This window comes from Paenactinomyces guangxiensis (assembly GCF_016055185.1).
Classification (GTDB): domain Bacteria; phylum Bacillota; class Bacilli; order Thermoactinomycetales; family Thermoactinomycetaceae; genus Paenactinomyces; species Paenactinomyces guangxiensis.
Genome location: NZ_JAECVR010000003.1, coordinates 16,563 through 31,224 on the forward strand (window position 1 = coordinate 16,563; position 14,662 = coordinate 31,224).

The 14,662-nt window shown below is 47.8% G+C and carries 12 protein-coding genes; 2 read left to right on the forward strand and 10 right to left on the reverse strand.

Features of this window, described 5'->3' with window-relative positions; genetic code table 11:
* Positions 1-18 precede the first annotated feature (18 nt).
* The 6 genes from priA to I8U27_RS04560 all read right to left on the reverse strand — a co-directional run bounded on the left by priA (position 19) and on the right by I8U27_RS04560 (position 6,370).
* Positions 19-2,472: a primosomal protein N' gene (gene priA / locus I8U27_RS04535; RefSeq protein ID WP_181751437.1), complete on the reverse strand. Its 2,454-nt coding sequence runs from the start codon at positions 2,470-2,472 to the stop codon at positions 19-21.
* The gene (coaBC, locus tag I8U27_RS04540; protein ID WP_181751438.1) at positions 2,462-3,661 is read right to left on the reverse strand and encodes a bifunctional phosphopantothenoylcysteine decarboxylase/phosphopantothenate--cysteine ligase CoaBC; all 1,200 of its coding nucleotides are present in this window, start codon (positions 3,659-3,661) and stop codon (positions 2,462-2,464) included. Before coaBC ends, priA begins: the two co-directional genes overlap by 11 nt.
* A gap of 609 nt (positions 3,662-4,270) precedes the next feature.
* Complete coding sequence (rpoZ, locus tag I8U27_RS04545; protein WP_181751439.1) at positions 4,271-4,468, reverse strand: DNA-directed RNA polymerase subunit omega; 198 nt, start codon at positions 4,466-4,468, stop codon at positions 4,271-4,273.
* A gap of 11 nt (positions 4,469-4,479) precedes the next feature.
* A complete protein-coding gene (gene gmk, locus I8U27_RS04550; RefSeq protein ID WP_181751440.1) occupies positions 4,480-5,085 on the reverse strand; it encodes a guanylate kinase in 606 nt (201 codons plus the stop codon).
* A 10-nt stretch (positions 5,086-5,095) separates the two neighbouring features.
* Positions 5,096-5,362, reverse strand: a complete 267-nt coding sequence (gene remA / locus I8U27_RS04555) for an extracellular matrix/biofilm regulator RemA (protein WP_181751441.1) — start codon at positions 5,360-5,362, stop codon at positions 5,096-5,098.
* Positions 5,363-5,476: 114 nt separating this feature from the next.
* Complete coding sequence (locus I8U27_RS04560) at positions 5,477-6,370, reverse strand: YicC/YloC family endoribonuclease (RefSeq protein ID WP_181751442.1); 894 nt, start codon at positions 6,368-6,370, stop codon at positions 5,477-5,479.
* A 208-nt stretch (positions 6,371-6,578) separates the two neighbouring features.
* On the opposite strand from I8U27_RS04560, the gene I8U27_RS04565 reads away from it, so the two are divergent.
* Together I8U27_RS04565 and I8U27_RS04570 are read left to right on the forward strand one after the other, a co-directional pair.
* Positions 6,579-8,213 carry a putative polysaccharide biosynthesis protein gene (locus tag I8U27_RS04565; RefSeq protein WP_181751443.1) on the forward strand — a complete coding sequence of 545 codons (1,635 nt, stop codon included), beginning with the start codon at positions 6,579-6,581 and terminating at the stop codon, positions 8,211-8,213.
* 233 nt (positions 8,214-8,446) lie between these two features.
* Positions 8,447-9,562, forward strand: coding sequence for a mandelate racemase/muconate lactonizing enzyme family protein (locus I8U27_RS04570; protein WP_181751444.1), 1,116 nt, complete (start codon positions 8,447-8,449; stop codon positions 9,560-9,562).
* A 179-nt stretch (positions 9,563-9,741) separates the two neighbouring features.
* On the opposite strand, the gene I8U27_RS04575 is transcribed toward I8U27_RS04570, so the two are convergent.
* From I8U27_RS04575 to I8U27_RS04590, 4 genes are all read right to left on the reverse strand, one after another.
* Positions 9,742-11,145, reverse strand: a complete 1,404-nt coding sequence (locus I8U27_RS04575; protein ID WP_181751445.1) for an amino acid permease — start codon at positions 11,143-11,145, stop codon at positions 9,742-9,744.
* Positions 11,146-11,406: 261 nt separating this feature from the next.
* Complete coding sequence (locus I8U27_RS04580; protein ID WP_181751446.1) at positions 11,407-12,027, reverse strand: TetR/AcrR family transcriptional regulator; 621 nt, start codon at positions 12,025-12,027, stop codon at positions 11,407-11,409.
* Between the two features lie 24 nt (positions 12,028-12,051).
* Complete coding sequence (locus I8U27_RS04585; RefSeq protein ID WP_181751447.1) at positions 12,052-13,128, reverse strand: M42 family metallopeptidase; 1,077 nt, start codon at positions 13,126-13,128, stop codon at positions 12,052-12,054.
* Between the two features lie 231 nt (positions 13,129-13,359).
* Positions 13,360-14,601: a GNAT family N-acetyltransferase gene (locus I8U27_RS04590; protein ID WP_181751448.1), complete on the reverse strand. Its 1,242-nt coding sequence runs from the start codon at positions 14,599-14,601 to the stop codon at positions 13,360-13,362.
* Positions 14,602-14,662: the final 61 nt, after the last annotated feature.

The window sequence follows — 14,662 nt, forward strand, 5'->3', positions numbered from 1 at the left end:
CCTCCCTTTATTCAGTCATCAATTCCGGAGTTCCAATCCTTCCCGGTCAATGCTTATGCGCAACTCTTTATCATCAAAAAGGGTGTCCATCTGTTTCAAAGCGCTTTTTACCTGTGCCAGCCGTTCTGAAGAGGGTTGCAGCTTGATCAGCATCTGGATCCGAAACCGGTCTTTGATCCTGGGAACCGCTGCCGGAACCGGCCCAAGCAGCTGACAGTCGGCCGGGAGATGCCTGCGGATAAACTGAGCCGCGTCCTGAACAGCCTTCATCAGCAACACACGATCCGGATGGCTGAACAGTAAAGTAAACATACCACAAAACGGTGGATACCGGTGCTGTTTGCGGATGGAGCATTCCTGGCGGTAAAACTCATCCACTTGCAGGGTTGCCGCCATTTCCACACTGTAATGGTCCGCGCTGTAAGTTTGGATCACCACTTTTCCCGGTTGCTCATGGCGGCCTGCCCGCCCGCTCACCTGTGTAAGGAGCTGAAAGGTACGCTCCGCAGCCCGGAAATCAGGCAGATGCAGCATGGTATCGGCGGCAATCACACCCACTAAGGTGACTTTGGGAAAATCCAATCCTTTGGCAATCATCTGGGTTCCCAGCAAAACATCGGCCTTCCCCTGGCCAAAGGCGGTGAGCAGCTTTTCGTGTGCCCCTTTCCGGCTGGTTGTATCCACATCCATGCGAATCACCCGTAAGCCGGGAAAACGGCGGACCAACTCTTCTTCGACCCGCTGTGTCCCGGTGCCGAAATGGCGAATATGCCTGCTCCGGCAATGCGGGCATTCTGACGGCACCTTCTCGGCATAGCCGCAATAGTGGCAGCGGACAGTACGGTTGGTCTGATGGTAGGTGAGTGAAATATCGCAGTGCGGGCACATTAATGATTCTCCGCATTCACGGCACATCACAAAGGTGGAAAACCCGCGCCTGTTTAAAAACAAGACCGCCTGCTCCCCCCGATTCACGCACTGGATCAGGGCGTCTCGCAGTGAGGTGCTGAACATAGTACGGTTTCCTTTGCGCAGTTCCCGGCGCATATCAACGATTTCAACCTGCGGGAAGGGGCGACCGTGAACGCGTTCTTTTAATGTAACCCATTCATGGACACCAGTACGGGCAAGGTAATAGGTGTCAATAGCCGGAGTGGCCGATCCCAGTACAAGGGTTGCTCCATGCATCTCCGCTCTCCATGCCGCAATTTCCCTGGCGTGGTATTTGGGGTTCTCTTCCTGTTTATAGGATGATTCATGTTCCTCGTCAATAATGATCAAGCCCAGATTTTGAAAGGGGGCAAAAATGGCCGACCGCGCACCAATTGCCACTTTCACCTGTCCTGAACGGATTTTCCTCCATTCATCATAACGCTCTCCATCTGATAACCCGCTGTGCAAAACAGCTACTTTGGCCCCGAAACGCCCTTTAAATCTCTGCACCATCTGCGGAGTGAGCGAAATCTCGGGAACCAGTACGATCGCTTCTCGCTCCAGGTGCAACACTTCTTCAATCGCCTGCAAGTAGATCTCCGTTTTTCCGCTTCCTGTGACCCCGTGAAGAAGAATCGATTGATAACGACGGTCGCGCAGAGGAGCGAGAATTGAAGTGAAAGCCTGTTGCTGTTCCGCGGTCAGCGGCAAAGGTTGCGTGGATTGAAACTGGTGATGCCCGTAAGGATCACGGTATTGTTCTCTCTCTTCCCACTCCAGCCACCCCTGCTCGACCAGTTTTTTTACCGTGGAACGGGCCGTTTGCATCTGTGCCAGTAAGGAAGGGAGCATGATTTCTTCGGGATGGTCGATAAAAAAACGGATGATTTCCCGTTGGCGGGTGGCCCGTCCCGGAAGCTGTTCCAGGACTTCCGGGAGTAAATCCGGATCTTTTGGCCAAACCCAGGTGCTTTTTTGCCGGGTCACACGGTCTCCCACACGCTCCTCCACCAGGATTCTCTTTTCCTCTGCCAGCTGTCTGAGGAGAGAGCGGTTGATGTGAGGCATTTGAAGTGCTTCCTCCCAGTCGCACTCTCCATGCTCCTGCAAATACCGAAACAATGCCTGTGCCGAAATGCTTAACAGGGTTTCGGGCTGTTCCAAAGCGGAGGGATGAAGCCGAACGATCTTCCTGTATTTGCCCTTAAGCACAGCCGGAACCATTGACTGTAATGAGGTAATGGTATGGCACAGATATTCATTGGCCATAAACAGCCCTAATTGAATCAATTCAGGAGTCAGCGGCGGAACCAGATCCATCACATCGAGAACAGTCTTTAACCGCCCGGCGGAGGAATTTTCTTTTATGTCCACCACGTAGCCTATCAGTTTTCTCGGCCCAAACGGTACTTGTACCCGGCTGCCCACCTGCACTTCACCCGCCAACTCAGGGGGAATGAAATAATCAAAGGGGCGGTCAGCCGTGCTTGAAGGAACATCGACAATCACTTCGGCGACCAGGTTCTGTTCATTGGACATGAAGTCGTTCTCCGATCAGGGCAATGATCCGCCGGGCCACATCTATTTTATTCATCTCCGGAAGGGAGAGCACTTCTCCTTCCCGATCATAGACGGTTACAATATTGGTATCTGTTCCGAACCCGGCTCCCGGCAGAGAAACATTATTGGCAACAATCAAGTCCATTCCCTTGCGCTCCAATTTGGACCTGGCGTGCCGCTCGATCTCTTCCGTTTCTGCCGCAAAACCGACAAAAAACTGGTGCGGCTCTTTTCTTTTTCCCACTTCTAAAGCGATATCGGGCGTTTTTTCCAGTTCGATCGTCCATGCATCAACTGTTTTCTTCATCTTCCGGTCAAGCATCTGACTGGGGCGATAATCAGCTACCGCGGCTGCCTTGATAATCACATCCATTTGCGGCAGATAATGGAGAACTGCCTCCCTCATCTCTTCCGTCCGCTTTACATCAATCCGCTTCACCTGCTCCGGGGTCGGAAGCGAAACCGGTCCGCTCACCAGGGTGACTTCCGCTCCGGCTTCCCGGGCTGCCGCTGCCATCGCATATCCCATTTTTCCTGAGGAATAATTAGAGAAAAAACGAACCGGATCAAGCGGTTCTACCGTTGGTCCTGCCGTAACCAGCACTTTTTTCCCGGCCAACGGCTGCTCCTGTGAGAAAAACGCCTCCACCCATTCTACAATTTGCTCAGGCTCCGCCATCCGCCCACGACCAACATATCCGCAGGCGAGCTGGCCTTCTCCCGGCTCAATAAAAGAAACACCCCGTTCTCTTAAACTCATGATGTTCTTTTGGACCACAGGGTTTTCATACATATGTACATTCATTGCCGGTGCGATCACAATCGGGGCGCGGGTCGCGAGCAGGGTTGTCGATAACATATCATCTCCCAAACCGAGTGCCAATTTGCCGATCAAGTTCGCCGTGGCCGGAGCCAGAACAAATAAATCGGCATGATCGGCTAAATCGATATGGGAAACAACAGCCGGGTCACGTTCTTCAAAAGTGTCAACCGCAACATGGTGGCGGGATAACGTTTGTAATGTAAGCGGGGTAATAAACTTGGTTGCCGAGGCAGTCATAATAACCCTCACATCTGCCCCGCGCTGTGACAATTGGCTCACAATCGTTGCTGCCTTAAAAGCGGCTATCCCCCCTGAAATTCCAACCACCACACGTTTGCCTCTCATATTTGGACCCCCTCCCTCTGATTGAAAAGTTTACAGTTAAAGCTGGCTGAAAGACAGCGTTGCTCGGCATCCCTTTTGAGGGATGGTAAGAGCAACCAATTTGATGGATAATCGAACGTATGAGCGGTGCTCATCCCACTGGTAGTGGGTTTGTTCCTGTACGTCATGGTATGAGGTTCCAGTGGCGAATTAGTCTCTCCCACCGGTTGAAACCATGAGAGTGAGTGAATATAGACCAGCACGCTGGTAACAGGCGTTCCGCCCATGCGGGTACATGCAACATGAGTTGTAGAACTGCATGGGAAGGGCTGAGGAGACAGTCCTGAACTTGGGAGTTGTCCAAAGCAGAAATGAGTGGCGGGCGTTAACTACCCAGGAATCCTACGGCGACCATCGGAAGTGCCTATGGTGCTTCAGCCGTGCGGAGTCTCAACACATAGAAAAATAACAACCTTTCAGAGGTTGTTATGAAAGCAGATGACAAACATGCTTTTGAGGGATGTTTCCGACACGTCTACCTTTTGGCTCAGACATTCCCGTGAAACATCCCTCTCTTCGAGAAAACTTGTCAACAAGCTGAACAAACAACCTGCAGGAGGTTGTTATTTTTCAAGATTGACGCGATGGTGTGACAAGGATATCTGCTGCGATTTCTTCCAGAGCAACTCCTACATATTTTTTTGAGTTGGGGTTTAATTGAGCCTCTTTCCCGTCTAACAGCTGTCTGGCCCGTTTCGCCGCCATAACCACCAGTGAGTATTTGCTGTCTGCTTTCTTCATTAACTGATCAATAGATGGATAAAGCACCAAAATCCCTCCTACCCTTGACTGAGAATCAATCTGTCTTTGCGACAGTGCTCGGCCATGATAATCGCCTCGATCCGGTCACAGGCCCGTTCCACTTCATCATTAATGACAACATAATCGTAATGATGGATCTGCTTAAATTCATCAATGGCTACACCTAACCGGTCTGCAAGCGATTCTTCCGTTTCTGTTCCGCGATGGAGAATACGTTTTTTCAAATCTTCCATGGTCGGAGGTAATAAAAAGATAAAAATGCCCTTGGGAAAACGCTGCTTTACCTGGAGTGCCCCCTGAACTTCAACCTCCAGGACAATATCTTTGCCCGACTTCAGGGTTTCCTCCACAAACCGCCGAGGCGTACCGTAATAATTCCCCACATATTGAGCCCATTCAATCAGCTCATCATGTTCAATCATTTTTTTGAACTCAGGAACCGTTTTAAAGAAATAGTTGACCCCCTCTTTTTCCCCTTCGCGCGGAGCACGGGTCGTTGCGGAAACGGAATAGGTCAACTCCGGCAACCTCTGGCGCAGTGCCGAGCAGATGGTACCTTTTCCTACACCTGACGGCCCTGAGATTACGATTAACAAACCATCTTTTTGGTAATCAGCTCTCATGATATCCTTCCTATTCCATCATCTCTTCCGGCTGCTCCTTGCTTGCCAGGCGGTGGGCAACGGTTTCCGGCTGGACGGCAGACAAAATGACATGGTCGCTGTCAGTAATAATTACGGCTCTGGTTCGACGACCATAAGTAGCATCAATTAAAACACCGCGATCCCGTGCTTCCTGAATAATGCGTTTGATCGGGGCAGAGTCTGGGCTGACAATGGAAACGATGCGATTTGCAGAAACAATATTGCCAAATCCGATATTTATTAATTTGATACCCAAACCTGAGTACCTCCTCGCCCTTTAGCTTCTGAATGGTATAAATTTCCCCAGCTTGCTGTTTTATTTTCACCCTACTACGCTATTTTAGACGGTTTTCCCCAATGAATCAATGATTTACTCGATATTTTGCACCTGTTCTTTCATTTTTTCTAATTCACTCTTGCAATCAACAACAAGGGAACTGATGGATTGTATATTTGCTTTTGAACCGATCGTGTTTGCCTCGCGGTTCATTTCTTGAATAAGAAAATCAAGCCTGCGCCCTACCGGTTCTGTTGAAGAGAGGGCCAGCAAAAATTGGCGGGCGTGGCTCTCCAGCCTTATCAACTCTTCCGTGATATCAGCTTTATCGGCAAAAACAGCCACTTCCGTCAACAGCCTGTTTTCATCGAACTCTCTTCCTGCCAATAATTCCTGCATGCGAGCGTGCAAGCGATTTTGTATATGTTCCACGGCAAGAGGCGCTTTTTGCTTCATTTTGTCCACCAGCCTGACGATCGTCTGTACACGCCCGGACAGATCCCCGGCCAAATGCCTGCCTTCCCTTTGTCTCATCTTTTTTAAGTCCTGACAGGCCTCCTCCACGGACTGGAGCAATGCCTCCCGGTATTCATCCACATCCCATTCGGGCTCTTCGATGATCCAACACTCAGGTTTGTTGATCAGATCAGCGATGGTGAGGCTGCCACTGATTCCCAAACGCTCTTCCACCTGCTTGCCCACCTGTACAAAGCTTTCCACGATCCCCCAATCAACTTCCACTTTTCTCTCCGATTGCAGGTTTCCTTCCGCTGTGATAAAAACATCGACCCGCCCACGCCTAATCACTTGCTGGACCTGTTTGCGTATTGCTTCTTCCAGCGACAACCATCCATGCGGCAGCCGGACAACGATCTCCAAAAAACGATGATTGACAGAGCGGATCTCTGTCAAAAAGCGAATTCCGTTGTTATCAATTTCTCCACGGCCATAGCCTGTCATACTCATTAAACGACTGTTTTTTTCCATACTATTATTTTGTTCCTCTCCATAAGAAATTTCAAGTTGGCGTTTTTTTGGGGAACATTCCTGGCCCAAACCCCTGTTTTTTCTATAAATTGGAGTTTCTGAGGTGGGATTTACTCTGGGAACCTGATAGAATAGAGAATGTTGCAATATTCATGACTGTCACTTTTACAGATAAAAAACGAATCTTTTTGCAAAGGAAGTTGTCTTCATGGCAAACAAACTGGTGAAAGGCACTCTGATACTCAGTGTTGCCACTTTATTTACAAAAGTGATCGGGAGTTTATTCTGGGCTCCTTTTCAAAATATCGCCGGTGACGAAACAGTAGGCCTGTACCGCATTTCTTTTCCTTTTTATTCTATATTGCTTATGGTGGCTTCTGCCGGAATCCCCATTACAGTATCCAAATTTGTCGCGGAAAGGCTGTCCCGGGGAGACCGGATGGGAGCCCGGCAAGTGTTGAAAGCCGCTTCACTCATTCTTACCATCAGCGGCTTATGTGCTTTTTCCCTGCTTTTCTTTGGGGCTGATTTTATTTCCCGCGTTTTGCTGGAAAATCCGCCTACCAAGCCCTCTTTGCAAATGCTGGCTTTTGCCATTCTGATCGTCCCGGTCATGGGAGTTTACCGCGGCTATTTTCAAGGCCATCAACAGATGATGCCAACAGGGATCTCCCAGGTTGTGGAACAAATCATCCGGGTGGGAACAGTGATCGGATTAACCTACTGGATGGTACAAGCCCACTTTTCAAAGGAGATCGTGGCGGCCGGTGCAACGTCAGGGGCTTTCGCAGGTGCGATCGGCGGACTCTTTATTGTGCTCTGGTATAACCATCGTGATCGTAAACAAGCGCTGATTTCGGACAGGCAGCAGGAAACATTCAAGCCTGAGCCGCTGCGGCCTTTAGCAAAAGAGATTATCCGCTATGCAATTCCTATTTCACTGGCCACACTGGTACTGCCGCTCATCGGACTCATTGATTCTTTCTCTGTTCCCAGACTTTTGATGGCCCGGGGATTTGACGAAGAGATGACCAATACATTGTTTGGCATCTACAGCCGCGGAGAGCCTTTTGTCAATGTCATCTCCACTTTTTCGTCTGCGCTGACGCTGGCACTGATCCCGGCGATCTCCGCCCATGTGGCCAAACAGGAGATGGAAGCGGTAGAACGGAAAATCTCGCAAGCATGGTTGATGACTCTGGTCATCGGACTTCCTTGCAGTGTAGGTTTAGCCATTCTGGCACGTCCGCTCAATATTATGATGTACAAAAACGGGGACGGTACGACTACACTCGCTGTGCTTGCCTTCTCAGCCATCTTTAGCACATTGGCGGTGACCAGTTCGGGAATTCTCCAGGGACTGGGCTACAACAAACTTCCGGTGCGCCATCTTTTAATCGGTGCGGCGGTCAAAATTACAGCAAATATCATCTTTATCCCTGTTTTCGGCATTGCCGGTTCCGCGTTGGCCATGGTTATCGCTTATCTTGTGGTTTGCTGTCTCAATATGTGGATGGTTATGCGCAAAACGAAAGTTCGCGTCCATATCACCGGGAATTTTATCAAGCCGCTGTTCTGTACCCTGATTATGGCAGGCGCCCTTTTCTGTATTAACACCGGAATCCACCACTGGATGGACCTGAATGGCGCCACCCGGTTAACCTATACATTCTTGAGCCTCCTTTTATGCGGCTTTGGGGCGGTCATCTATGGAATTGCTCTCTTACTCACCGGCACCATCGGGGAAAACGAACTCCGTCTGTTACCGATGGGAACCCGCCTGGTGCAACTGTTTAAGAAACTGAAATTAATGAGACCTGCTGAGAATACCATTTCCTCATAACCTATATGTGGAAGTCAACTGCACGGAGCTATCTTGGATCACAGATAGCTTCTTTTTTCTGTGAAAGTGTGTGTCTAATGGGGAAGGCAGAATTCTACCTATCATCCCCCGGTTGGTTGGTAAGTCATAAAATTATTTTGCTTCTCTCTAACACTTCCTCCTGAAAAGAATAAGTTGAGAATAAAAAGAAGATAATATATACCTGTAAATATCTTCTAAACGGAGCTATCCAAATGGAAATCAAGAAAATAGAGACATTTCCTTTACTGTACAGACTGAAGCGGCCTTACGGAGATGCCAATGGTTACAAAAACTATCGGTCCTGTTATTTGTTCCGTGTGACCACAAAATCGGGCATTGAGGGATGGGGGGAAGTAATTGATTGGCTGCCTACGCTGGATAAAGGATTTCAAGAACGGGTGATTCCTTTTTTAATCGGGAAACAGGCGACCCAAAGAACTGAGCTTGTCAAAGTATTGAAAAAGTGGAACCAACGGGCGACAGCGGGAGTGAGTATGGCTTTAACGGAGATTATTGCCAAAGCGTCCGGCTTGTCCGTATGTGACCTGTGGGGAGGCAGATGGCGGGACACTGTACCGGTCTATGCCTCCTTTCAATCCTACAGCGAAGGAGAAGATTGGGTTAAGCATTCCCTGCAACTGGTTGAACAAGCGAGCCTTGCAGGATTTCATCAGATGAAAGTAAAGGTTGGCGGCCGATCCTTGCAGGAAGATCAAAAACATATCCGGCTGCTGCAACAGAAGTTTGAAGAAGAAATCCTGTTGGCAATCGATGCCAATCAAAGCTACGATTATGCTACCTCTTACAAGTGGGAACGCTTATTTGCAAACTGGAGCAATCTTCTCTGGTTTGAAGAGCCCCTTCCTCTTTATCAGATCAAGGAGTATAAGATGCTGCGGGCAAATCTGTCTGTTCCGCTCGCAGGCGGAGAAAATCTGCAAACTACCAGGGAATTTCTCACATTGTTATATGAAGGGGCCCTTGACATCATTCAACCGGATGTCAGCCACCAGCCCGGAATTGACGGGTACAGGGAAACATTACAATTGACCCGCACTCTGGGGTTGCAGGGGTCGCCCCATGCTTTTGACGGGGCTCTTTCCCGCTTATATGCTTTGTTTGCCCAGGCATGCCTGCCTCCCTGGACGAAGATGGAGGAGAATTGCATTGAGCCGGTAGAATGGGATGTAATGGAAAATCCCTTTACAAATCTGGTGCCGCTGCAACCGGTGAAAGGTTTGGTTTCTCTACCAAAAGGAAATGGGATTGGAATCGAAATCAATCACGAATTAATCAAGAAATATTTATGGGATGGGAGTGTCTACTAACGTTTACAAACCTGGTTTAGAACCCTTTCCATTGCAAATGAACATCAAAGAGAGACACTTTCCATTGCATCTCGCACAAAAACCCCGTCCTTCAACGGGACTGTTTTTCAAAAACCGGTCACTCAACTCAGAAAGCTGAGGGAGACCGGTTTTTAGCCTTTAATTGTAAGGATTCACTGTTAATGTTCTGCCTGATTTAAAACAGCATGTTTTCTTGAATAGCTGAAATAGACCACAAGTCCGATGGCCATCCAGATGAGGAAAGCAACCCAGGTAATCAGTTGCAGCCGCGACATCAAGTATAAATTGATGAATACTGACAGAATGGGTACAACCGGCACTCCCGGAGTACGGAATACCCGTGGCAGATCGGGCCTTGTTTTGCGGAGGACAAGTACACCGACCGAGACCAGTGTAAAGGCAAACAAGGTTCCAATGTTAACTAATTCGGCCAGATCACTCAGCGGGATCAGGGCACCAACCAGTGCAGCAACTGTTCCCAGAAACCAGGTGGTGGAAAACGGTGTCTTATATTTTGGATGAACTTTGGAAAAAGCCTTCGGTAACAATCCGTCACGTGACATAGCAAAGGAAATTCGCGTTTGTCCGTACAACATAACAAGCATCACCGTCATCATTCCCAGGATGGCACCCAGGTCAACAATGCCGGCAGCCCAATTTTGCCCCGCTTTTTGCAGGGCAAGAGAAACCGGATGGGCAAGATCAGCCTTAAATTCCCAGTATGGAACAACTCCTGTCATCACCAGCGTGACAACGATATAGAGCAAAGTACAAACTCCAAGCGAGAACAACAGGCCTATGGGCAAATCTTTTTTCGGGTTCCGTGTTTCCTCGGCCGCAGCGGCTACGGCATCAAAGCCGACATAAGCGAAAAAGACAGTGGCCGCTGCTGTAATCACGCCATTAAATCCGAAGGGAGAAAACGGAGTCCAGTGATCCGGTTTTACGTAGCCGACTCCCACTGAAATGAACAACAGAATAACAAGAACTTTGATCAGGACCATGATATTATTTACACGTTTCGACTGAGTGATTCCACGGGAGAGCAAGAAGGTGATGGCAATAACGATCAGAAATGACGGAAGATTAAAGTAGGTAATCATTCCTGCCTTTGCTCCGGGTGCCCCTCGCAAGGCGGTGGGCAAATGAATGCCCAATCCGTCAAGCAGGGATTGGAAGTATCCCGACCACCCGACTGAAACTGAACTAACGGCAAATAAATATTCCAAAACAAGGTCCCAACCGATAATCCATGCGACAAATTCACCTAATGTCGCGTAGCTGTAAGTATAAACAGAACCGGCTACCGGAACGAGAGAAGCATACTCCGCATAGGCCAATGCAGCCAGCGCAGCAGCAAGCCCCGCAATGATAAAGGAGATCACAAGTGCCGGCCCGGCTGTAACGGATCCCGTACCGGTCAGCACGAATATTCCCGTGCCAATAACGGCTCCAATCCCCAGCAGAGTTAAATCCCAAGAGGTGAGCTCTCTTTTCAATTTATTTTTGCCTTTCGTTTCCCGGATTAAATCAGCGATATTTTTTGTGCGAAACAACCCCACAAATTCCCACTTCCTTGAGTAAAATGGATTTAGTCAGATATTTTATATAAATTCAAAAAATAGATACCTACTCTTTATTTCCCGATCCTTCAGTCTGTCCTTAAAGTTAGATTTAAACAAACGGTTAAAAGATATGCAGAAAAAAATAGTATATATTTACCATTTAAGTAGACAAGCAAAAAAATGAACCCACCTTCCGGATGAATCGGGTGGGTTCATCAATTCTCTTCGGTAGAAGGGTTACACAAAAATACCCTGCCTTCAGGCATCGGGAGTGGTCAGCAGATAGCTAAAAAGCATTTCTTCTGCTTCGCGCCAGACGTTTTGGTACATTTGTTCATCCCCTATGACAGAAAAATGCAATAGACTCCCGTCACGCAAGATCCAAAATAATGAACCAACAAACTGGTCATTTACATCCCGGCGAAACTCACCGTTTCTCTGTCCTTCCGCAATCACTTCACCGATCTGGGAGATGGCATGCTGGTAACGATGATCCATCAATCTTTGCAATTCATCTTTACGGGAGGAATACAACCAGAATTCATAGTAAACCTTGCCCAGTTGCCGCATACAGTTAAAGGAACGTTGACGAAAATACCGAAAGAGAAAGTGCAGCTTCTCCTCCGCCGTAGGAAGGGTTTGAAACTGTCCGCGAATCTCATTGTTAGAATGGCGGGTTTGTTCTTCCATAAGCTGAATATATATCTCTTCTTTACTGGAAAAATAAGTATATATGGCCCCTTTACTCAAATTCAGATACTGTGCGATATCATTGATTGTCGTTGCCTGATACCCCTTCAGAGCAAAACAATGGAGAGCTCCCTCTAAAATCTGACTGCGTTTCTCTTCTTTATATTCGTCAGTGACTTTTGGAGACAAATCGTGATCCTCCTCTGCAAAGCATTAATGTGCAAATAACTTTTGCACTGTATCATGATCAAGCTTTTTGATCAAGGCTGTGAGCAGGGTGGCGGCTTGCTCAAAGTCGCTGCGTGACATGAGAGAATTATGGCTGTGAATATAACGGGTTGGAAATCCGATCGCAACGGTAGGGCAACCGATTCCGTTCAGATGGAATCTTCCGCCATCCGTTCCTCCCTGCATCAAGGCATCATATTGCAATGAAATCTCCAACTCATCGGCGGTATCAATCACTAAATCCCGCAGCCCGATATGCGGAACCATGGTAAAATCCATCAACATAAGAAGAGGTCCCTTTCCAATATCAGCCTTTGCCTGATAAGATTCAAAACCCGGAGTGTCATAAGCAGCCCCCACATCCAGAGCAAAAGCGATATCCGGTTTCACCAGGTTAGCGACGGTTGCCGCTCCCCGTAAACCTACTTCCTCTTGAACCGTGGCTCCACTGAAAACGATATTTGGATGGTCTTCCCCTTGCAACCGTTTTAACACCTCTACTGCAAGCGCACATCCGGCACGGTTATCCAGCGCTTTTCCTCCCCATAACTCCCCGTTGCGCATGGTGAAAAAGTCAGATAACGGCGTCACCGGGTCTCCAAGACGGATTCCCATCTCTTCCACTTCTTCCCGGCTCCCGGCCCCTACATCAATAAACAGTTGTGTGAGAGGGATTAATTTGTTTTGTTCTTCTTTCGTTAACACATGGGGAGCCTTACAGCCGATAATTCCCAGGCGCTCTCCTTTTCGTGTTTTAATCATGACGCGCTGGGAAGGCAGAGTATGGGTCCACCACCCGCCCAATTGCTGGAAGCGAAGGAAACCCTGATCGGTAATATGGGTAACCATAAATCCAATTTCATCCAGATGACCGGCAATCAAGACGCGCGGCCCGTTTACATCTCCCGTTTTCCTGGCAATCACACTACCGAGGCGGTCTTTTAAGATTTCTTCTGTCAACGGTTCCAAATATTCTTCCATCTTTCTGCGCACTTCACTCTCAAACCCTGACGCTCCATGGATTTCCGTTAACTCTTTCATCATTTGCGCCATTGAATCCATCCGGCATTCTCCTCTTCTTTTATGTACTCTTACAGATCCAGCTCTTCACACAAACAGGAAAAAAACCATTATACGGTATCCCATCACCTCCTTTATATCCAATCATTTTGCATTTGATTGCACCGGCGGTCCCTTTACCAGCCCGAACCGTTTTCTCCGTTCAATCACTACTGAAAAAGCTGTATGAAAGCCCACCGGTTTCCAAACGCGGGATGAAAGCAAACATCAGCTTTAGAATGTAGTTGTGCACACCGGCTTTTCCTGTTTGGAAAATATCTGCTCCAGCCGGCTTAGACAGGCGGGATCAGACAATTTTACCAAACCATAGCCGACCAGGCTTTTAAAGGAGACAGATCCCATCATGAGAGAGGAAAAATCAGAAATATCCAGATCAACTTCCACCTCTGCCTCTGAATGATCCATAACCCGCGGAAAGCCGTCCCTAAAGCTGACCACGCAACTTTTTTCATTTTCCGGGAGAAAACTGTCACGAATCTTAAAGTTCACTGTACAGCTCTGATTGCCAAATCGGCGCAAAGTTAATTGGGAAAACAGATTTTTGAGGTTAATCACCCGGTACATCAGTCCGACACCTGACACATAACTTTCATGAAAAAGAGAGGGGATCATGCGGTTGGATCCATTCCGGGGATCGGTCAGCAAATGATAAAAATCTTCATCCTGGGTGTTAAACACAATTCTTTGGAACTGATCGAGCTGGCTGTGTAAAAAGGTAAGCAACTCGCTCAGAGACTCGGGCGATTCGTAAATCATTTCTTTCACATGTAAATCATTAAAAAACCGGTTTTCCTCATGAGCGCTTTGAGCTTCCAGCACAAGGTAGCCCCGGATTTGCCCGTCCTGTTTAAAAGCTGCAATCCAGTGACGCTTATTTTCAAATAAAGCATCCAGCTCTCCCTGGGTTTTATCGATCATTCCGTGGGTTTTTTCCATAAAACGCCGGTAACAGGCAAGGAGATTTTCTTTTTCCGCCTCTGTGACAAAAAAGACATTCTCCTTGGACTTTCCTCTGGGTAAACAATCCGGCAAAACCCGGTATTGATTTACCTTTGTTCCATACCCAAATCCCATCTTTTTATAAAAATCGGGCCGAAATGGATACAGTAATGCCAGGCAAGCCCCTTTTTCCCGGCAATACTGTAAAAAGAAGGTGACCAGCTCTTTGGCGATCTTTTCTTTTTTATGTAAAAGGTGTACGGCAACCGTTCCCAGCCCGCCTGCTAAAACTTTGGTTCCATACAAATTCATGGAAAAATCATAAATTTTCATACAACCCAGCAATTGGTTTCCCCTGTAGTATCCGTAAAAATCTGAAAAAAGATCCTCTGTTTGTGTTTTTAAAAAAGCTTCCCGCACTTTTTCTTCAGACATATTTAAACCCGGATATGCATTGGCCACCAGAGGAACAAAATGCTTCACATCTTCAACCGGTATTTTCTTTATGAAGCTCATCATTGTCTCTCCATTCTTGTCATCTCTTTAAAAAATGACCAGTCAGTCTTTTTTATTATGG

What these genes read in the sequence shown, in the direction of transcription:
- priA (WP_181751437.1), bottom strand. Translation starts at nt 2,472, where the DNA reads ATGTCCAATGAACAGAACCTGGTCGCCGAAGTGATTGTCGATGTTCCT.
- coaBC (WP_181751438.1), bottom strand. Translation starts at nt 3,661, where the DNA reads ATGAGAGGCAAACGTGTGGTGGTTGGAATTTCAGGGGGGATAGCCGCT.
- gmk (WP_181751440.1), bottom strand. Translation starts at nt 5,085, where the DNA reads ATGAGAGCTGATTACCAAAAAGATGGTTTGTTAATCGTAATCTCAGGG.
- I8U27_RS04560 (WP_181751442.1), bottom strand. Translation starts at nt 6,370, where the DNA reads ATGGAAAAAAACAGTCGTTTAATGAGTATGACAGGCTATGGCCGTGGA.
- I8U27_RS04565 (WP_181751443.1), top strand. Translation starts at nt 6,579, where the DNA reads ATGGCAAACAAACTGGTGAAAGGCACTCTGATACTCAGTGTTGCCACT.
- I8U27_RS04570 (WP_181751444.1), top strand. Translation starts at nt 8,447, where the DNA reads ATGGAAATCAAGAAAATAGAGACATTTCCTTTACTGTACAGACTGAAG.
- I8U27_RS04585 (WP_181751447.1), bottom strand. Translation starts at nt 13,128, where the DNA reads ATGGATTCAATGGCGCAAATGATGAAAGAGTTAACGGAAATCCATGGA.
- I8U27_RS04590 (WP_181751448.1), bottom strand. Translation starts at nt 14,601, where the DNA reads ATGAGCTTCATAAAGAAAATACCGGTTGAAGATGTGAAGCATTTTGTT.